The 19,178-nt window shown below is 74.1% G+C and carries 16 protein-coding genes; 6 read left to right on the top strand and 10 right to left on the bottom strand.

The annotated features are described in order from the left end of the window. Position 1: 1 nt before the first annotated feature. The 4 genes from ACGFI1_RS12260 to ACGFI1_RS12245 all read right to left on the bottom strand — a co-directional run bounded on the left by ACGFI1_RS12260 (position 2) and on the right by ACGFI1_RS12245 (position 4,664). Entirely contained in the window at positions 2 to 1,504 is a 1,503-nt protein-coding gene (locus ACGFI1_RS12260; protein WP_392785055.1) for a cellulase family glycosylhydrolase, read from the bottom strand. A gap of 25 nt (positions 1,505 to 1,529) precedes the next feature. Next, positions 1,530 to 2,624, bottom strand: coding sequence for a GH12 family glycosyl hydrolase domain-containing protein (locus tag ACGFI1_RS12255; protein WP_392785053.1), 1,095 nt, complete (start codon positions 2,622 to 2,624; stop codon positions 1,530 to 1,532). Positions 2,625 to 2,757: 133 nt separating this feature from the next. Next, on the bottom strand, positions 2,758 to 3,645 hold the full coding sequence (locus ACGFI1_RS12250) for an amidohydrolase family protein (RefSeq protein WP_386869769.1): 888 nt from the start codon (positions 3,643 to 3,645) through the stop codon (positions 2,758 to 2,760). A gap of 20 nt (positions 3,646 to 3,665) precedes the next feature. Then, positions 3,666 to 4,664 (bottom strand): alpha/beta hydrolase, encoded by a 999-nt coding sequence (locus tag ACGFI1_RS12245; RefSeq protein ID WP_392785051.1) that lies wholly within the window; start codon positions 4,662 to 4,664, stop codon positions 3,666 to 3,668. 175 nt (positions 4,665 to 4,839) lie between these two features. Between ACGFI1_RS12245 and ACGFI1_RS12240 the strand changes: the two genes are divergently transcribed. Continuing rightward, positions 4,840 to 5,826 (top strand): diacylglycerol/lipid kinase family protein, encoded by a 987-nt coding sequence (locus ACGFI1_RS12240; RefSeq protein ID WP_386869773.1) that lies wholly within the window; start codon positions 4,840 to 4,842, stop codon positions 5,824 to 5,826. A gap of 4 nt (positions 5,827 to 5,830) precedes the next feature. On the opposite strand, the gene ACGFI1_RS12235 is transcribed toward ACGFI1_RS12240, so the two are convergent. Both ACGFI1_RS12235 and ACGFI1_RS12230 read right to left on the bottom strand, forming a co-directional pair. After that, positions 5,831 to 6,397, bottom strand: coding sequence for a PadR family transcriptional regulator (locus ACGFI1_RS12235; RefSeq protein ID WP_338072593.1), 567 nt, complete (start codon positions 6,395 to 6,397; stop codon positions 5,831 to 5,833). Positions 6,398 to 6,453: 56 nt separating this feature from the next. Next, on the bottom strand, positions 6,454 to 7,314 hold the full coding sequence (locus tag ACGFI1_RS12230) for an aldo/keto reductase (RefSeq protein WP_392734094.1): 861 nt from the start codon (positions 7,312 to 7,314) through the stop codon (positions 6,454 to 6,456). An 83-nt stretch (positions 7,315 to 7,397) separates the two neighbouring features. On the opposite strand from ACGFI1_RS12230, the gene ACGFI1_RS12225 reads away from it, so the two are divergent. Continuing rightward, positions 7,398 to 8,063, top strand: coding sequence for a DNA-binding response regulator (locus ACGFI1_RS12225; protein ID WP_392785049.1), 666 nt, complete (start codon positions 7,398 to 7,400; stop codon positions 8,061 to 8,063). A gap of 12 nt (positions 8,064 to 8,075) precedes the next feature. On the opposite strand, the gene ACGFI1_RS12220 is transcribed toward ACGFI1_RS12225, so the two are convergent. The 4 genes from ACGFI1_RS12220 to ACGFI1_RS12205 form a co-directional block, all read right to left on the bottom strand. Beyond that, on the bottom strand, positions 8,076 to 8,468 hold the full coding sequence (locus ACGFI1_RS12220; protein ID WP_392785047.1) for a hypothetical protein: 393 nt from the start codon (positions 8,466 to 8,468) through the stop codon (positions 8,076 to 8,078). Beyond that, positions 8,468 to 10,783: a DUF4132 domain-containing protein gene (locus ACGFI1_RS12215; protein ID WP_392785045.1), complete on the bottom strand. Its 2,316-nt coding sequence runs from the start codon at positions 10,781 to 10,783 to the stop codon at positions 8,468 to 8,470. The genes ACGFI1_RS12220 and ACGFI1_RS12215 overlap by 1 nt, the downstream gene beginning before the upstream one ends. After that, positions 10,783 to 12,435: a DUF4132 domain-containing protein gene (locus ACGFI1_RS12210; RefSeq protein WP_392785043.1), complete on the bottom strand. Its 1,653-nt coding sequence runs from the start codon at positions 12,433 to 12,435 to the stop codon at positions 10,783 to 10,785. The genes ACGFI1_RS12215 and ACGFI1_RS12210 overlap by 1 nt, the downstream gene beginning before the upstream one ends. Positions 12,436 to 12,497: 62 nt before the next feature. Beyond that, positions 12,498 to 14,978: a DUF4132 domain-containing protein gene (locus ACGFI1_RS12205; protein ID WP_392785041.1), complete on the bottom strand. Its 2,481-nt coding sequence runs from the start codon at positions 14,976 to 14,978 to the stop codon at positions 12,498 to 12,500. A gap of 115 nt (positions 14,979 to 15,093) precedes the next feature. Between ACGFI1_RS12205 and ACGFI1_RS12200 the strand changes: the two genes are divergently transcribed. From ACGFI1_RS12200 to ACGFI1_RS12185, 4 genes are all read left to right on the top strand, one after another. Further along, the gene (locus tag ACGFI1_RS12200; RefSeq protein ID WP_392785039.1) at positions 15,094 to 16,545 is read left to right on the top strand and encodes a flavin-containing monooxygenase; all 1,452 of its coding nucleotides are present in this window, start codon (positions 15,094 to 15,096) and stop codon (positions 16,543 to 16,545) included. 9 nt (positions 16,546 to 16,554) lie between these two features. Then, positions 16,555 to 17,322, top strand: coding sequence for an SDR family NAD(P)-dependent oxidoreductase (locus ACGFI1_RS12195; protein ID WP_392734082.1), 768 nt, complete (start codon positions 16,555 to 16,557; stop codon positions 17,320 to 17,322). Positions 17,323 to 17,442: 120 nt separating this feature from the next. Next, positions 17,443 to 18,423: a DMT family transporter gene (locus ACGFI1_RS12190; RefSeq protein WP_392785037.1), complete on the top strand. Its 981-nt coding sequence runs from the start codon at positions 17,443 to 17,445 to the stop codon at positions 18,421 to 18,423. Then, the gene (locus ACGFI1_RS12185; protein WP_392785035.1) at positions 18,393 to 19,163 is read left to right on the top strand and encodes a serine protease; all 771 of its coding nucleotides are present in this window, start codon (positions 18,393 to 18,395) and stop codon (positions 19,161 to 19,163) included. The genes ACGFI1_RS12190 and ACGFI1_RS12185 overlap by 31 nt, the downstream gene beginning before the upstream one ends. Positions 19,164 to 19,178: the final 15 nt, after the last annotated feature.

The following is a 19,178-nucleotide window of genomic DNA, read 5'->3' as shown; positions in this document are numbered from 1 at the left end:
GTCAGGACTCGCAGGGCTGGTCGTTGAGCTCGAACGCGGCGGGCGCGCCGGCCGACGACCCCGTCGCCTGGAACCCGGCCGTGACGGACGCGCCGGCCGCGAGCGCGCCGTTCCAGTCCAGGCTCTTCGCGGTGACGCCGGCCCCGGACTGGGTCCAGGTCGCGCTCCAGCCCTGGCTGATCTTCTGGTCGCCGGGGAAGGCGAAGCCGAGCGTCCAGCCGTTCAGCGCGGCCGAGCCGGTGTTGGTGATGGTGACCTGGGCGGTGAAGCCGCCCTGCCAGCTGTTCTGCACCTGGTAGGCGACCTCGCAGGAGACGCCCGGCGGGTCTCCGGGGCCGGGGTCGCCGCCGCCCGAGTCGAAGGCGCCGAGCAGGTACGGGTCGAGGTAGGACTGCTTGGCGGTGTTGACGGTCGTCCAGTCCCCGTTGAGGATGCCGCCGGTGTCGCCCGAGTTGGGGTTCCACGACCAGAAGGTGAAGGACATCCCGCTCGCGCCCGTGCCGAGGTAGGCCATGAGCGTGCGCAGCCAGGTCTGGTCGCGCGGGTCGGTGAGCGTCGTGCCGAACTCGCCGAGCAGGACGGGCGCCACGTTGTTCTTGTAGAGGTGGCCCCAGTTCTTGTCCCAGATGGCCGCCATGTTGGACGGGAAGGCGGGGTCGTCGAACCACGGCTGCGGGTAGACGGACGTGGCGTAGTCGTGCGCGGAGTAGACGAGCCGGTTCGGGACGTTCAGCCGAACCGGGTACTGCGCGGCGCCCTGCAGGTTGCCGCCCCACCAGTAGTTGTCGCCGTTGTAGCCGTCCACGCCCTCGACGATGATCAGCCAGTTGGAGTTGACGGCGAGGATCGCGTTCCCGGCCCGCTCTGCGGCGAGCCGCCAGTCCTTGCTCTGGTCACCGCAGCCCCAGCAGGCCGGGGCGTGCGGCTCGTTGTGGAGATCGGCGCCGATGACCGTGGTGTTGCCGGCGTAGTGCCGGGCGAGCATCTCCCAGTCGGAGATCCACCGCGACTCGGGGTAGGCGTCGGTGTACCAGAGCGCGGACTGGCCGCCGGCGTCGGGGCGGTGCCGGTCGAGGACGACCTTGAGCCCGATCCGCCCGGCGTAGTCGATGATCTTGTCGAGGATCTGCAGCCCGGTCAGGCCCTGCAGATCGGGGTTCTTGGAGTAGTCGATGCTGTTCGGCGCGCTGCCGGAGTCGAACAGCTGGTTGGTGTAGGGCAGCCGCAGCGTGTTGTACTTCAAGCTCTTGATCTGGTCGAGCATGTCCTTGTAGCCGCGCGTCCAGAGCCCGTGCGGGGAGAAGTTCGACGTCTCGGCGCCGAACCAGTTGATGCCCGTCATCCGCACCTGCTGCCCGTTGGAGTCGAGCAACTGCCGGCCGCTGGTGTGCCAGTAGCCGGTGCCCGCCGCGCGGGCCGTGCCCGGTGCGGGGACGAGCACCAGTGCCAGCAGCGCGGCCATGGCGATCAGGAGTGCGCGCTTGGCCGTGGAGGACCCGGTCATGAATCGTTCCCCTCTTCCCTGTCCGTCAGCGGGCCGTGCAGGTGATGGCCGGGGCGCCGGGGGCGGCCCCCGTGCCCTGGAAGCCGAAGCTGGTCGAGCCGTGCGCGGGCACGGCGCCGTTGTAGCCCGCGTTGACGGCGTGGACGGACGACCCGCTCTGCGTCACGGTGGCGTTCCAGCCGTTGACGACGCGCTGGTCACCGGAGAACGTCCAGTCCGCCGACCATCCCGACAGCGGCGCGTCGCCGTCGTTGGTCACGGTCACCGTGGCGGTGAACCCGCTGTTCCAGGCGTTGTCGGTGCGCAGGGTGGCCGAGCATCCGTCCGAGGACGGCGGGGGCGTGGTGGGCGGCGTGGTGGGGCCGCCGACGTCGACGCCGAAGGAGTTCGTCGCGAGGCCCGCCCCGCCCTGCCACAGCTCGAACCCGGCCTCGACGCCGATGAGGTACCAGGCGTTGTCGATGTAGCCGCGCGACACCGCGTCCGTGGTGAAGGCCCGCAGGTCGAGGTCGTTGACCGACGTGGTGCCGGAGGTCCGGACGAAGGCGATGTAGTTCCAGTTCATCCGGCTGTACCAGACGTCCCAGGTGGCGCCGGAGATCTGGACGCCGGTCGCGACCCGCGACCCGGCCGGCTGGACGCCGCCGCGGTGGTTCAGCCAGATCATGACCTCGGCGCCGTCGGGGTCGGTGGCGGTGCTCGGGTGGCTGTCGTACCAGAGGTCGTAGGAGACGTTGTAGGCGCCCGAGGACGGCTGCGTCGTGCTCCAGTCGCTGGTGACGGCCGGCATGCCGCCGACCTGCACGGGGAGGCCGCTGCCGGAGGTGCACTGGCCCCAATGGCAGCCCTTGAAGAACGACGGGTACGCGGCCGGGGCGCCGTTGGTGGCGTTGTTGTGCCCGGCCGAGTCGACGGTGAAGGACGTCCCGTCCACGGTGATGCACTGCGGGGTGTCCGCGCCCCAGATGTTGTTCTGCGCGATGTACGCGCCGCCGCTCACGGGAGTCGTGCCGGTGGCGCCGCATAACTGCGTCGCTGCGGACGCGGGGGCCACGTAGTACAGGGGGATCGCCAGCAGGGCCGCGGCAAGGACGGCACAGCTCTTCAGACGCGCTCTCATTGCGGAACCTCATTCGACGGTGTGGGAGCGCTCCCAAAGTCGCGGGCGCCGCGAACGCTGTCAAGAACGCGGCACCGCGCCCGCGGTGACCAGCCGTCCGGCGTGAAAGGCCGTGAAACGGGCGGGCCGCCCGCTACGGCAGCCCGAAGAGCCGGGCGGCGCCGTCCCGGCAGACCGCGCGCAGCCAGTCGTCGCCGAGGTCGAGGGCGGCCAGCGACTCCAGCTGGTGGGCGTACGGGTACGGGATGTTGGGGAAGTCGGTGCCGAGCAGGACGCGCCCCGCCAGCCCCAGCTCGCGGAGCCGGGGCAGCAGCGCGTCCGGGAAGTCGGCCAGCCGGGCGAAGCTGGTGAACACCATCGTCGTGTCCAGGTGGACGCGCTCGTAGGCGTCCGCGAGGGCGAAGAAGCCGTCGAACTCCGGGGCGCCCATGTGCGCGACGATCGCCGTCAGGTCCGGGTGGCGGGCCAGCACCTCCCCGAACGGGCCGGGGCCGGTGTAGCCGTTCGCGACAGGGCCGGACCCGGCGTGCACGAGCGCGGGCACCCCCGCGTCGGCGAGCATCCCCCACACCGCGTCCAGCTCCTCGGCGCGCGGGTCGAACCCGCCGACCTGGAGGTGGACCTTGAAGACCCGGGCGCCCGCCTCCAGGGCGCGGGCCGTGTACTCCGCGACGCCGGGCTCGGGGAAGAACGTGGCGGTCTGGAGGCACTCGGGGACGCGGGCGGCGAACTGCGCGGTCCAGTCGTTCAGCGACTCGGCCATGCCGGGGCGGTGCGGGTAGGCCAGCGAGGTGAACGCGCGCACGCCGAGGCCGCGCAGGAACGCCAGCCGCTCCTCCTCCGACTCCCGGTAGGTGATCGGCCACTCGGTGCCGATCAGCGGCCCGGCCTCGTCGAAGTACTCCCACACCGCGCTCATCAGCCGCTGCGGCATGAAATGGACGTGGACGTCGATGATGCCGGGCAGCCCGAGCGCCTGCCAGAACGCGGGGACGGCTGCGTCAGAACGGGGTTCGGCCACGCCCCGACCCTAGTGGCCGGTCAGCCGAGCTCCGCCAGCAGGTCCGGCAGCGCCCGCCGCAGCTCCCGCCGCCAGTACGGCCAGGTGTGGGTGCCCCGGTAGAAGTGCGTCGTGACCGGGATGCCCAGCTTCCCGAGCTTGCGGGCGAACTCCTCGCCGACCGTGCGGGCGAGCCGCTCCAGCACGTCCGGCCCGGCCCCCGGCCGCGGGTCGTACGGACCTGGCGCACCGTCGCCCGCGCTGATGTGCAGGCGGACGCCGGCGAGCCGCCCGGCCAGGTCGTAGGGGTTGTGCTGGCGCCACACGACGCGCTGCTCGTCGGGGTCGCCCCACACGTCCGTCCAGTCGAGGCCCGGAGTGCCGATCGCGACGCCCAGCTCGACGAGGTCGGCGACGTCGAGCCCGGACGGGTCGCGGTACAGGGTGTGCAGCGGCCCGCTGAACGAGGCCGCCGCCCGGAACAGGCCGCGGTGCCGGGCCGCGTAGGCCAGCGCGCCGAGCCCGCCCATGGCGTTCCCCGCGATGGCGCGGTCCGGGCCGGCGCGGTATCCGCGCTCCAGGATCCGCCGGAGTTCGGCGAGATGGAACGTCTCCCATTGCGGCACGCCCCCGGTCCCGCGATTCCACCAGTCGGTGTAATTGCCGCACGGCCCGCCGTCCGGCATGACGACGAGGACGTCGGCCTCCTCGGTCAGCTCCTCGATGTCGGTGTGGTCGCTCCAGGCGGTGTGGCCGTCGCGGCCGGCGCCGGCGCCGTGCAGGAGCCACAGCGCCGGCCAGGTGCGGGTCGCGTCCCGCGACCAGCCGCGCGGCAGCAGCAGCCGCACCCGGGCGACGTCGTCCAGGACGGGCGAGCGGACGGCCAGGTCGAGGACCCGGCGGCGGCGCCGGCGCTCGCCGACCACGGCGGCGCCGCCCGCGCGGCCGGCCGAGGGGGCCGCGCCGCCCGCGGCGACGGACGCCGCGAGCCCGGCGACCGCAACGATGAATCCCGCTCCCGCCACACCGCGCAGCCGCATGATTTTCGCCCCGGGTCAACCAGAAGTGCTTTCCTTGTAAGGATCCCCACTCGGCGGCATGTTTCAACGTTGAGTAATCGGTTTATAAAATGTCGGGCCGGACGTTCCGGTCCGGACCCCCTTGTAGGGTGACGCGGACGAGGGAGGGCGACCGGTCGAGATGCGGAGCGCCGAGATGCGGAGCAAGGCGGAGCTGGAGTCGGCCATCGCGGGCGGCGGGCGCGCGGTGCTGGTGATCAACTCCCGGTCGCGGCGGGGCCGCCGGCTGTACGGCACGGCCCGCCGCCTGCTGCGCGAGTCCGGCGTGGAGTTCCTGCACGTGTTCCCGGTCACCGACCCGACCCGGCTGCGCGAGCTGTTCGCCGACGTCCTCGCCCTGGAGCCCGACCTCGTGGTCGTCGGCGGCGGGGACGGCACGGTCGCCGAGGCGGTCGGGCATCTGGCGCACCGCGACATCGCGCTCGGCGTGCTGCCGCTCGGCACCACCAACAACTTCGCCCGCAGCCTGGAGCTCCCGCTCGACCTGCCCGGCGCGGTCCGCACCCTCGCCGTCGGCCGGCCCGGCGCCGGGAAGGTCGCGGACGTGGACGTCGGCTGGTTCGAGTCGACCGGCGACCCGCAGGGCGCGGGCCCCGGCGCCGACCGCGAGCACATCTTCGCGAACATGGTGAGCCTCGGGCTGTCGGTGCAGGTCGCCGAGAACGTCCCGCACGCGCTCAAGCGGTTCGTGGGGCGGCCCGCCTACGCGCTGACGGCGGCGCGGCTGCTGCCCCGGCACGAGGCGTTCACCGCCCGCGTCACGATCGACGGCGAGACCCGCGAGCTGGCGACGCACCAGCTGAACATCGCCAACGGCGCGCACCACAGCGGGCAGCGGATCGCCCGCGACGCCAGCCCCGACGACCGGCTGCTGGCCGTCTACCGGCTCGGCGACGAGCGGCGGCTGCGGCTGGCGTCGGCGACGGCCCGGCACGTCCTCACCGGCCAGTGGCGGTCGCTGAGCGAGGACGCGTTCCTCACCACCGCGCGGGTCGAGATCGAGACCGACCCGCCGATGCGGGTCGACGTGGACGGCGAGATCCGCGGCCGCACCCCGGTCTCGATCAGGCTGCGCGGCAACGCGCTGCGGGTGATCGTCCCGCAGGCGTTCCTGGACACCTGACCGGCTACCCCGGCGCCGCCTCCCCCGCCATGGTGTACGCGCCGGCCTCCAGCCGCTCGATCAGCCCCCGCGTCCACGCCGTGGCCGACTCGGCGGAGTGCACCCAGTAGCCGAGCAGCTCGCGCAGGTGGTCGGACGGGTCCTGCTCGGCCAGGTGCGGCGCGACCGACGCGCGCCAGCCGGCCAGCCCGTCCAGCCGGCGGCGCAGCAGCGCGACCGCCTCGGCGCGCGGCAGCTCGGTGAGGAACCCGAGCCCGGCCGTCAGCATCTCCGGATGGCGGATGTCGACGGTGGCGAGGGCGGAGCGCAGCAGCCGCAGGAACTCCGCGCGGCCCGCGTCGGTGATCTCGTAGTCGGTGTGCGGCGGCCCGGCCTCGCTCTCCTCCACGTCGTGGGCGCGCAGCAGGCCCTCCTTGGCGAGCTGCCTCAGCGCGTGGTAGATCGAGCCGGGGTTGACGTGGGCCCACTCGTCCGAGCCCCACGACATCAGCTCGCGGCGCACCTCGTAGCCGTGCGCCCGCCCGAACCGCCGCACCCCGCCGAGCACCAGCAGCCGCGTCGTCGACATCATCTCCCCCTGATCGGCAAAACCCGTCCAGGGTAGACGGTCCGGGCGGGGCCCGGTGGTCAGCTCCGCAACGCGGCGAGTTCCGCGGCGGTGAGGGCGAGGCCGCCGGCGGCCATGTTCTCCTCCAGGTGCTCCGGTGAGCCGGTGCCGGGGATCGCCAGCGTGACCGGCGACAGGGCCAGCAGGCCCGCGAGGAGCACCTGCGGGACGGTCGCGCCGCGCGCGGCGGCGACCGCGTTCACGCGGGCCTCGTCGGGGATGCCGAAGCCGCCGAGCGGGAAGTACGGCGCGTAGGCGATGCCCTCGCGCTCGCAGATCTCCAGGAGTCCGGCGTCCTCCGGCAGGGTGATGTCGAACCGGTTCTGGAGCGCGGCGACCGGTGCGATCTCCCGCGCCTCGGCGAGCTGCGCGGCGCTGACGTGGCTCAGTCCGAGATGCCGGATGAGACCTTCCTCACGCAGGCCGGCGAGGACCGCGAACCGCTCGCCGATCGGCTCGTCCGACGGCGCCTCCAGCCCGCCGTGCCGCAGGTACACGAGGTCGAGGTGGTCGCGTCCGAGTTCGCGCAGGTTCCGTTCGACCTCGCCGCGCAGCGCGGACGTGGGCAGCTGGCCGGTGGGGTGCGCGTCGCCGGGCCCCCGGTACGGCCCGACCTTGGTGGCGATGACCAGGCCGGGCGGGTACGGGCTCAGCGCCGCGCGGATCATCTCGTTGGCCGCGGCGCCGTCCGGGTGGTAGTAGAACGCGGCGGTGTCGATGTGGTCGGCGCCCAGCTCGACGGCGCGGCGCAGGATCTTCAGCCCCGTCTCGCGGTCGTTCGGCGGGCCGCCGAGGGAGCTGACGGGCAGCCGCATCGCACCGAAGCCCAGGCGCCTCACCCGCAGGTCGCCGCCGATGTCGAAGGTGTTGTCAGTGGTCATGCCCTGTACGGTGCCGCGCGCTCCGGCGCGCGGCGAGCCGCTGGCAGGTTGCTGCCAGTCGCGGCGTGGCAGACTCGGTGGGGATGAGCGTGGATCTGGACCGGAACGTCGTGCTGCGCGGCGAGGCGGAGCTGGTCGAGCGCGCCGGGCGGCTGTTCACGGCGTGCGAGGAGTTCGCCTGCGCCGCGACGGACATGCACACGTGGGCGATGCCGGGGGCGCGGGAGGCGATCGTCGCCGCGCGGCGGCGCGCCGGTCCCGGGCCCGCCGTCCGCAAGCTCTACACCCCGGCGGCGCTCGCGGACGAGGAGTCCGAGCGGCGGCTGGTGGAGCTGGCCCGCGCCGGGGTCCGGGTGCGGATCTGCACGGCGCCGCTCCCGCACGAGACGATCATCGTGGACCGGCGGGTCGCGATCCTGGCGGGGCCGCCGGCGGCGGGCGTGCGCGAGTACACGGTGGTCCGGTCGCCGGGCGTGGTGGAGGGCGTCGTCTCGCTGTACCAGGCGTCCTGGGAGACGGCGGCCGACCTCGCCGACCACCGCCGCGACCGGCCGCCCGCGCTGAGCGCGGAGAGCCGGCACATCCTGCGGCTGCTCGGCGCGGGGCTGAAGGACGAGGCGGCGGCGCGGCGGCTCGGCATGTCGCTGCGCACCTACCGGCGCCGCGTCGCGGAGATCCTCGCGCTGCTGGACGCCGACTCCCGCTTCCAGGCCGGCATCCGGGCCCACGAGTTCGGCCTGCTCGGCTGACGGCCCGCCCGGCTAGCCGCCCGCGAGCGCCACGAGCTTGATGAACACCAGCTCGGGGCCGGCGGTGAGGTCGACCTCCTCGTCCAGGTCCTCCACCTGGCGGTCGCCCGCGAGGACGAAGAACCTGTTGGCGGCGAACGCCGCCTCGGCGATCTCGGCCTGCCGCTCCCAGTCGATGCGGCGCGGCTCGCGCAGCCGGTAGCCGTTCAGCTCGGCCTCGGCGTCGTCCGGCCGGACCAGGCCGTTGAAGCGGTCGGACGGCCGCGCATTGTGCCGGGCGACCTCCTCGCGGACCCGGAGCCGGATCAGCTCGCGGACGGTCATCCGCTCCGGCAGCCCGTCGAGCCGGACCTCGGCGACGGGGCGCCCGGTCGCGGTCTCGTCCTTGAACGTCACGGCGGCCATCAGGCACCTCGCTTGATCTGCGTGAGGATCGACTCGTCGGTGATCTCGTCGTCGGCGGCGAGCAGGAACGCCTTGCTGAGGATCAGGGCGAGCCGCTCCTCCTCGAAGGGCAGGAACACCCGGGCGCCGAGGGAGCGGCGTTCCGGGACGACGCACAGGAACGCGTCGTCCGGTTCCATCACGATGTTCGCCGAGCCCAGGTGGATCTTGTAGGTGCGCAGCTCGCCGCGGACGACCAGGTGCCGGCCGTCGAGCGAGCAGCGGTCGGCGATCTTCGTGCGGGGCAGGATGCGCGCCAGCGCGTCGGCGCGGGTCCGGGTGGTCTCGGCCGGTTCGGCGTACCACGCGCGGACCCAGTACTCGCGGCCCTCGCCGTCCTCCCACATCGGGTCGGCGGCGATCGAGGTCACGCCGACGAACAGGTCGACGTCGCGCATCGCCTCGCTGAACACCAGCGGCGGGACGTCGGCGAGCCGCGCGCTCCGCCAGGCGCCGTCCACACGGCGGTCGAACAGCACCCGGTTCGTGCCGGCGATCTCCTGCTCGTCCTCCCAGTCGGCGAGGACGTGCGAGAACCGGACCCGCCACTCCCCCGCCGCGAGGGTCCGCGCCGCCTCGTCCGCGCCGCCCGCGTCCCACGGGCCGAGCAGGCCGCTGGTCCAGCCGCGCGCCCGGAACAGCGCGAACATCCGCCGGTAGTGGACGAGGTGCGCGGCGAACCGGTTGGAGTACGTCCCGGTCCCCTCCTCGGCCGGGGTGAGCAGGTAGATCTCGCGGAACGCCTGCTTGAACGGCTGCCTGATCCGCCGCTCGACGACCAGGTCGCGCCAGGCCCGCACCTCGTCCGGCTCCGCCCTGATCGGGTGCCACAGCCGGACGCGCGCGTCCTCGGCGGCGTCCGGGATCGCGCCGGCCTCGGGCAGCACGGCCCGCCACTCGCCGGGAGCGGTCTCGATCTCCCAGATCAGGCCGCGCACGGTCGGCCCCGCGATCGTGTGGTGGACGAGCGTGTCCCGCCACCGGCCGAACGGGTGGGTCGCGTCGGCGGTGAAGCCGCCCTCCAGGGCGCGCACGAGGGTGGCGACCTGCGCGTCGATGCGCTTGACGAGGCCGCGCAGCTCCTTCAGCTCGTCCTTGTGGTCGCGCCGGACGGCCGCGGGGACGCCCTTCAGCGCCCTGCCGTCCTTCTCGAAGGTCAGCGCGGCCTTGCCGGCGACGGTGATCTCGGCGGTGCACCCGCCGAGGTCGCGGCGCAGGACGCCGGGGTCGGGGAGGCGGAGGGCGACCTCGGCGCGTTCGCCCAGGGCCGCGTCGGCCTTCTTGAGCATCTTGTCGAGCTGCTTGGGCACGCCCGCGTGCCGGACGTTCCGCCGGACGTGCCGGATCGCGGCGACCAGCTCCGGCGTGGGGAAGTCCAGCCCGGCCCGGACGATCTCGTACAGCAGCGCCTGCGACGGCAGCGTCTTCGCCGGGGTCGGCGCGATCGAGATGTCGGGGAGGAGGCGGTCGAAGAAGGCGGGGAGCCACTCCTCGTCCCGCAGCAGCGCGAGGCGCGCGGCGCGGCCGAGCGCCTGGACCTCGTCGGCGGTGAACGCCGCGTCGGCCCGGTAGGGGATCTCGCCGTCCTGGATCGCGCGTGCGCGGGCGCCCGCGGTCTCCAGGGCGCGGCGGGCGAACCGGGCGTATTCGGGGATCGCGGCGACGCGCTCCCACGCGTCCGGGAGGTGCGGCGGGGAGTCGTGGGCGCGGGCCCGGTCCAGCTCGGCCAGCAGTACCCGCTCCTCGGGGGCGAGCCGGACGGCGACGGCGAACTCGTCCAGCGCGATCTCGCCCGTCCTGCCGCGGCGGAGGCGTCCGGCGGTGCGCCGCAGGACGTCGTCTCCGGCGACCCCGCCGACGGCGAGGAGGGCGAAGGGCTTCTCGGCGCGGTCGTGGTCGAGGAGGTAGTCGACCAGCGTGGCCGCGGGGCCGGCGACATCGGGCCACGGGCCCTGGCAGCGGGCCAGCGCCGCCGCGCCCAGGGCGATATCGGCCCATTTGCGGGCCGCCAGCCCGTCGACGAGCGCCGCGAACACCTGCTCGCACGCCTCCGGCGTGAAGCGCGGCTGACGGTTCTTCACCTCCTCCTCCACCATGAACCGGACGCAGGTCGAGACATGGTCCGGCGCGCGGCCGAGCCCGTACGCGACGGGCAGGAGGCCGCCGAGTTCGGCGTCGGAGAGCCGTGAGATCTCGCCGTACCAGCCGCGGAAGTCCTCGGTGTCGGCCGCGGTCGGGGCGGTCATGGCGCGCAGCAGCCGCGCGGCGAGCTCCATCAGGCGCCCCGCCTGATCTGCCGCAGCACGGCCTCGTCGGTGATCCGGTGGTCGGCGGCGAGCAGCGCGGCGAGGCCGATGATCCGGGTGAGCCGCTCGTCCTCGAACGGCAGGAACAGCCCCTTCGGCCCCGGCCGGCGGGCGGGCTCCACCCGCAGCCGGGCGTTGCCGGGCTCCATCAGCACGCCCGCCGACCCCAGGTGGATCTTGTAGGTGCGCAGCTCGCCCCGGACGACCAGGAACCGGCCGTCGACCGCGCAGCGCGCGCCGATCCTGGTGCCGGGCAGGACGCGGCGCAGCACGTCGCCGCGGATCTCCGCGCTCGCGGACGGCGCGCCGAACGGCTCCTCCTCGGTGAGCGAGGTGACCCGCAGGAACAGGTCCACCTCCCGCGCGCCCTCGCTGAACACCAGCGGCGGCACGTCCGCCGGGCGGACCTCCCGCCAGCGGCCGGCGGTCTTCCGCTCGAACCGGGTGCCGCCGTGGCGGCAGACCCGCCACTCGCCCTCGGCGAAGACCCGCCGCAGCTCGCCGTCGAACTCCGGGACGGGCTCGGCGACGGCGCGGCCGTGCGGGCCCGCGTGCCGGTAGGTCTCGCGGAACGCCTGCTTGAACGGCTGCGCCATCCGGTTGCCGGTCACGAAGCCGCGCCACGCCCGCACGGCGCCCGGGAAGGCCCGCGCGGGATGCCACAGCCGGACGCGCGCCTCCGCGGGCGGTTCTGGCAGTGCCCGGCCGTCCACCGTCACCAGCACGTCCTCCCCGGGGGTGGCCGCGTGCCAGACGCCGCCCGGCGCCTCGAACTCCCACACCAGGCCGCGCGCGACCGCGCCGGTGACGGGGTGGTCGCGGTAGTAGCGGCACCACTCGGCGTACGGCCAGGAGCGCTCGACCGCCATCAGCGCCTCGACCCGGGTCCGCTCGGCGGCGAGCGTCGCGCGGACCTGCTTCACCAGCGACTTCAGCTCCTTGATCTCGGCGGCGAACGGGACCTTGAGCGCGCCGGGGACGGTGCGCAGCGGCCGGCCGTCGGCGCCGGTGAAGGTGAGCCGGACGGTCAGCGGGTCGGCGATGACGAGCACCGCCTGGTAGGCGCCGATGTCGCGGGCGAGCGAGCCGTCGCGGCCGAGGCCGTGCCCGGGGACGCCGCGCTCCACCAGCTGCGCGGGCGTGATGCCGCGGCGGGCCGCCGCCGCCTCGACGGCCGCGGCGATCTGCCGGCCGAGGCCCGGGTAGCGGACGTCGCGGCTCAGCCCGCGCAGCACGTCCAGGGCGCGCGGATCGGTGAACTCGCCGAGCGCGTTGACGGCCCCGCCCGCGAGCTTCGCGGACGGCTCGAACTCGCGGGTCACCCCGGCGGCGCGGCGCGCGATCACGTCCAGCAGCGGGATCACGCCGGGGTCGCCGAGCAGCGCGGCGGCCCACACCCGGCCGCGGCCGCCCGGCTCGGCGCGCAGCGACGGGTCGGAGAACGGCCGGCCGCCGACGAGGTCCGGCTCCTTCGTCGCGTACCAGCGCACCCTGCGCAGCACCTCGTCGCGGGCGGCGGGGTCGGCCAGGAGTTCCAGCGTGCGGCGGCGCCAGGCGCGGGTCGGCCGCGGCGCGTTGAGCGCGTCCAGATGCGCCCGGAGGTCGGCGGAGTCGTCTGACATGGGGTGATCTTTCCAGAAGGCCGCGGCGGGTTCCCGGTGTTTCGCTGATCGGCGCCCGCCGCTCAGCGGTCGAGCTGGCGGGTGATCGCCGGGTCGGTGATCTTGTGGTCGGCGGCGAGCAGGAACGCCTTGCTGAGGATCAGCGACAGCCGCTCGTCCTCGAACGGCAGGAAAAGCGCGCCCTGGCCCCGGCCGCTCGCCCGGACGATGCACAGGTAGGCGCCGTCGGGCTCCATCAGCACGTTCCCCGAGCCCAGGTGAATCTTGTAGGTGCGCAGCTCGCCCCGGACGACCAGGTAGCGGCCCTCGATCCGGCAGCGGGCGGCGATCTTCGTGCGCGGCAGGATCCGCTCCAGCGCGGCGCGGCGGACCTCGGCGTTCGCGGTCAGCTCCCCGACCGTCGCCCTGCGCCAGTAGGCGGTGAAGCGCTCCTCGCCGCCGTCGGCCCACCGCGGGTCGGCGGCGATGGAGGTGACGGCCGCGAACAGGTCGACGTCGCGCATGGCCTCGCTGAAGACGGCCGGCGGGACGTGGGCGAGCGGCGCCTCCCGCCACCGGCGGCCGCTGCGCCGCTCGAACCGGACCTGGTCGGTCGTCGCGTGGGTCGGGGCGTAGTCGAAGTCCTCCTCGGCGGGTTCGTGGTGGAAGCAGGCCCGCCACTCCCCGCCGCCGAACTCGCCGCGCGCCTCGCCGTTGTAGCCGCCCTGGTGGCGGCCGAGGAAGTTCGACTGCCAGCCGCGCTCCTTGAACAGCGCGTACAGCTGCGCGTAGCGGACGATGTGGGCGGCGAACCGGTTGGAGTACGCGCCGGTCTCCTCCTCGGCGGGGGTGAGCAGGTAGATCTCCCGGAACGCCTGCTTGAACGGCTGCCGGGCCTGCTCGTCGGCGATCCGCTCCCGCCAGGCGCGGACGTCGTCGAGCGCGGCCCGGATGGGATGCCACAGCCGCACCTCGGCGGGCTTGCCGTCCGCGTCGCCGAGCGCGGCGCGCCAGTCGCCCCCCTCGTCCCGGAACTCCCAGATCAGGCCGCGGGCGAGGACACCGGTGACCGGGTGGTCGCGGTAGTGCTCGCACCATTCGGCGAAGGGCCAGACGCGCTCCTCCGACATCAGCGCCTCGATGCGCGCCCGCTCGCCCGACAGCGTGGCCCGCACCTCCTTGGCGAGCGCCTTCAGCTCCTTGAGCTCCGCCGGGAAGCCGTCCTTGACCGCCGCCGGGGCCGTCCGGGACGGGCGCCCGTCCGGGCCGGTGAAGGTGAGCCGGACGGTCGCCGCGTCCTCGATCGCGACCCGCGCGGTGTGCGCGGTGTGCGCGCCGATCACCCGCTCCGCCGAGCCGTCCGGGGCGAGGCCGTGCGCGGGCACGGTCCGCTCGACGAGCTGCGCGGGCGTGATGCCCTGCCGCCCCGCCGCCGTCTCCAGCGCGGTGTCGAGCTGCTTGCGCAGCGCCCGGTGCCTGGTCCTGGCGCGCAGCCGCCACAGCGACTCCAGCGCGGCGGGGTCGTCGAGCGCGGCCAGCGCGTTGATCGACGCGCCCGCGAGCTTGAGGTCCTCCGGGAGGCCGCTGCCGTCCCGGCCCGTGCGCAGGGCCAGGGCCTCCAGGTGGGACGCCGTGGCGGGGCCGGCGGTCAGGGCGGCCGCCCAGACGACGCCGCGCGCGAGGTCGCCGTGGTTCTGGTGGACGAGCCCGTAGTGCCCCGGCGCCTCGTCCTCGGCGAGGCCGCGGAGCGCGTCGGCGACCGCCGCGCGGGCCGAGGCCGCGTCGGCGAGGGACACGCACTCGCGCCGCCACTTCTGGGAGGGGCGCGGCGCCGACAGGCCCGCCAGATGCCGGACGAACCGGGCCGCCTCGACCGTCGGCTCCGCCTGCGCGAGGTCGCGGAGCCGCGCCGCCCACGAGTCGCGGACGGGGAGCAGCCCGTCGGGGACGAGGGTCTCGTCCAGGGTCTCCAGCAGCCCCCACAGCCGTCCGACGAGCGAGGGGCGGAAGCCGGCCGGGAGGTCCAGCCGGGCGAGCACGGCGGACAGATTCCGCAGCCTGGGCTCCAGGTCCCGCAGGGGCTCGGCGGCGAGGGACTCGGTGGCGGTCAGGGCCGCGTTGAGCGCCTCGGGGATCCGGTTGCCGTCGGCGATGCCGGCGGCGCACTCCAGCAGCACCGCGGCCTCGTCGCGGGACCAGCCTCCGGCCCCGGAGGACGACCGGCGCAGGTCCGAGGCGTACTGCCAGAGCAGCCAGTCGTGCGTGCGCGAGGCGAGCAAGAACGCCACCACGAAGGCCCTGAGCCCGGCGTCCGAGGAGGACGGCAGCCGCTTCCCGAACTCCGTGCGGATGGCCGCCCGCTGCTGCTCGCGCCGCTTGTCGAGCAGCGCGGCGCACTCGCGCTCACCGAGCCGGCCCGAGGTGAGTCGCGGGTCGAGCAGCTCGGGGAAGGCCAGCGGCGCGAGGAGGTCGAGCGCCCAGCGGGCGTCGGCGAGGGCGGCGAGCCGGACGCCGTCCAGGCCGTCGCCCGTACGAGACTCGGCGACGAGGGAGTCGTGGAGCATGGCGCGATGCTGGCAGACGGGACCGACAGAAACCGGGCGATCGCGACACCTGGTCAGTGACCTCGTGGTCACCTACGCTCGGGGTACCGCAAATAGAACGAGGTTCGGGACGGCCATGGCGCACAGCGTGGTGATCATCGGTAGCGGGTTCGGCGGGATCGGGATGGCGATCCGGCTCCGGGAGGCGGGCGTCCACGACGTGGTGGTCCTGGAGAAGGCCGCGGGGCTCGGCGGCACCTGGCGGGACAACACCTACCCCGGCGCGGCCTGCGACGTCCCGTCCCACCTGTACTCGTTCTCGTTCGAGCGCAAGACCGACTGGACGCGCCGGTTCCCCCCGCAGCCGGAGATCCTCGACTACCTGTGGCACTGCGCCCGCAAGTACGGGGTGCTGGACAAGATCCGGTTCGGCACCGAGGTCACCGAGGCGCGCTTCGACGAGGACGCCGCGCTCTGGCGGATCTCCACGACCGGCGGCGACCTGGAGGCGCGGGTCCTGGTCTCGGCGTGCGGGCAGCTGAACCGGCCGGTGCTGCCGGAGATCGAGGGGCGCGGCTCGTTCGCCGGGACGAGCTTCCACTCCGCGCGCTGGGACCACGGCGCCGACCTGCGCGGCAAGCGCGTCGCCGTGATCGGGACGGGCGCGAGCGCGATCCAGTTCGTCCCGGAGGTCGCGAAGGAGGCGGCGGAGCTGCGGCTGTTCCAGCGGTCCGCGCCCTACGTGATCGACAAACCGGACCGGGTGTACCGGCCGTGGCAGCAGGCCGCCATGAAGCACGTCCCGGGGCTGTGGGAGCTGAACCGCGGCTACACGTACTTGGCGTACGAGGCGCGCGCGCTGGGCTTCATCAAGTACCCGAAGCTGATGGCGATGCTGGAGAACCGCTTCAAGAACACCCTGAGGGACGGCATCGACGACCCCGTGCTGCGGGACGCGCTGATCCCCGGCTACCCGATGGGCTGCAAGCGGATCCTGATCTCCAGCGACTACTATCCGGCGCTCGCCCGGCCCAACGTCGACCTCGTCACCGACCCGATCGAGCGCATCACGCCGACCGGCGTCCGGACGGCCCGCCGCTCCTACGACGTGGACGCCATCGTCTACGGGACCGGGTTCCGCTCCACCGAGTTCCTCTCCCCCATGAAGATCGTCGGACGGGACGGCCGGGAGCTGAACGAGGCGTGGCGCGACGGCGCGCAGGCGCACCTCGGCATCACGGTCAGCGGCTTCCCGAACCTGTTCCTGCTCTACGGCCCGTACACCAACCTGGGGCACAACTCGATCATCTACATGCTGGAGTCGCAGTTCCGGTACGTCCTCGGCTGCGTGGAGGCGCTGCGCGGCACCGGGCTCGCCTGGATCGACGTGAAGCCCGACGTCCAGGACGCCTTCACCCGCGAGATGCGCGAGCGGATGCGCACGACCGTGTGGGAGGCGGGCTGCCAGAGCTGGTACATGACGGCCGACGGCACGGTGGTCAACAACTGGCCCGGGTTCACCTTCGCCTACCGCCGCGCGACGCGCCGACCGGACCCGCGGCACTTCACCGCGCGGCGGGCGGCCTAGGCTCGGGGCATGCCGACCGCCTTCATCACCGGCGCGACCGCGGGCATCGGCCACGCGTTCGCGCGCCGCCTCGCCTCCGACGGGTTCGACCTGGTCCTGCTGGCCCGCGACGCCGAGCGCCTGGACCGCACCGCCGCGGAGCTGCGCGACCACTACGCCGTCCGGGCCGAGGCCCTGCCCGCCGACCTGTCCGCCGAGGACGGGCTGGCCGCGGCCGAGGAGCGCGTCCGCAAGGACGTGGACCTGCTGGTCAACAACGCCGGGTTCGGCAACCGGGGCGTGTTCCTCGACGTCCCGGTGTCGGACGAGCTGACCATGCTGAAGGTGCACTGCGAGGCCGTCCTGCGGCTCACGCACGCGGCGCTGCCGGGCATGCTGGAGCGCGGCCGGGGCGCCGTGGTCAACGTGTCGTCGATGGCGGCGTTCGCGACGCGCGGCACCTACGGGGCGTCCAAGGCGTGGGTGGTGAGCTTCAGCCAGGGCATCGCGGCCGACCTGCGGCAGCGGTCGCGCGGCGGCGTCCGGGTGATGGCGCTGTGCCCCGGCTACGTGCGCACCGAGTTCCACGAGCGCGCCCACATGGACATGTCGGCCCTGCCGGAGTTCATGTGGCTCGACAAGGACGACGTCGTCGACACCGCGCTGCGCGACCTGCGCCGCGGCGCGCAGATCAGCATCCCGGGCGCGCAGTACAAGGCGCTCGCGGGCGCCGCCCGGCTCGTCCCGCGCGCGCTGGTCACCCGGCTGTCGTCCACCACTGGCCGCCGGTACGACTGAGCGTCAAGTAAGCAGTCACTTGCAACGACGGGACGGAGGGGGCAGGCTGAAAGGACAGGTCGATTCGATGGCGCGCCGAACGACATGCCCCGTCCCCCGTCCACCGAGAGGTTCCTCCCGATGGGTTCCGACCTGGGTTATGCCGCCCTCGCCTTAATCGCGACCACCGCCTACTACATCGCGTTCCTGGTGTTCCGGGCGTCCGCGCGCCGGATGGAGCCGCTGCGCGGCAGCCGCCCGTTCCGCGTCGCCCGGCTGATGCTCACCGACCCGGTGTGGCTCGGCGGCGGGCTGCTGCTGTTCCTCGGCCTCGGCTACGAGGTGGTGGCGTTCTCGGCGATGCCGCTCGCCGTCGCGCAGCCGATCTTCGCGGTGGCGCTGGTGATGCTCGTCGCGTACGCGGTGCGCTTCCTCGGCGAGCGACTCAGCCTCCGCGAGTGGACGAGCGTCGCGCTGTTCGTGCTCGCCACCATGCTGATCGGGCTCTCCGCCACCGAGGAGGGCGAGCTGCACGCCGACGCCACGCTGACCGGAACCCTCGCCCGGCCGTGGCTGATGATCGCCATCTGCGCGCCGGCGGTCGTCATCGCGGCGTTGGTGTGGCTGGTCGGGGACCGCCGGGCGAGCGGCCGGCACGCCCGCAAGCTCGCCGGCGTCGCCTACGGCGTCGGCGCCGGGGCGTGCGCGGGCCTGGCCGAGGCCGGCATCCGCGGCATCGCGATCGTCTACGAGGAGACCGGCAGCTTCCAGGCGGTGCTGCAGTCGGCCTACCCGTGGCTGACGATCGGCCTCGCCGCGATCGCGCTCGGCCAGCTCCAGGTCGCGCTGCAGCGCTGCCGGATCGCGATCGTCGCGGTCGTGCTCACCGTCATCGGCCGGTCGTACCTGCTGCTCAGCAGCTCGGTCCTGTTCGGCGAGGACTGGCCGCGCGACGCGGGCCCGTTCGCGCTGCGGGCCTGCGGGTTCGTGCTGGCGCTCGTCGCGCTCGTGCTGTTCCCCCGGCACGAGGAGCCGGAACCGGCCGCCCGCGACACCGTGCACGCCGCCCTTGATCCCCGTACATTGCCCAGATGGCCCTCCACTCCCGCCGGTCCCTCCTGACGGGGGTGCTCGGCGCGCTCCTGATGCTCCCGCTCCTGGCCCTCCCGCCGCTGTCGGCCCCCGCGTCCGCCGTCGTGGGCGGCGCCCCCGCCTCGACCTCCGCCTACCCGTGGCTGGCCGCGGTCGGGTCGCCGGTCTTCTTCGTCCGGCCGTCCGGGCAGTTCTGCGGCGGCGCGCTGATCAAGCCGGACCGGGTGCTCACCGCGGCGCACTGCGTCTCGCTGTTCCGGTCGCTGCCCGGCCTGCTCACGGCCACCTTCGGCCGGGACGACCTGGTCGGCTCGGGCGGCGAGACGGTCGCGGTGCGGTCGGTGCGGCTGCACCCGCAGTACCGGGAGACCTCGTTCCAGGACGAGACCGTCGGCCACCACGACCTCGCCGTCCTCACCCTCGCGCGGCCCGTCCGCCGCCCGCTCGCCGTGCTCGGCCCACCCGGCGCGGCCCGCACGGGGCGCATCGCCGGCTGGGGCTTCACCTCGGAGAACGACCTGTTCAACACCCGGTTGCGGGCGGCGGACCTCCCGCTGCCGGGCGACGCGGCGTGCCGGCGGGCCTACGGCGACGCGTTCGACCCGTCCGACATGCTGTGCGCCGGGTCCGGCACCGCCGACTCGTGCCAGTTCGACAGCGGCGGGCCGCTGCTGGTCCGCGGCCGCGTCGCCGCGCTGACGTCCTGGGGGTACGGCTGCGCCAAGCCCGGCTACCCCGGCGTGTACGCGCGGCTCGACTCCCTGCCGTGACCGCGGCTTGAACCC

This window comes from Actinomadura geliboluensis (assembly GCF_043197915.1).
GTDB lineage: Bacteria > Actinomycetota > Actinomycetes > Streptosporangiales > Streptosporangiaceae > Spirillospora > Spirillospora geliboluensis.
The sequence above is the reverse complement of the archived record's forward strand: the minus strand, read 5'-3'. Positions and strand labels throughout refer to the sequence as shown.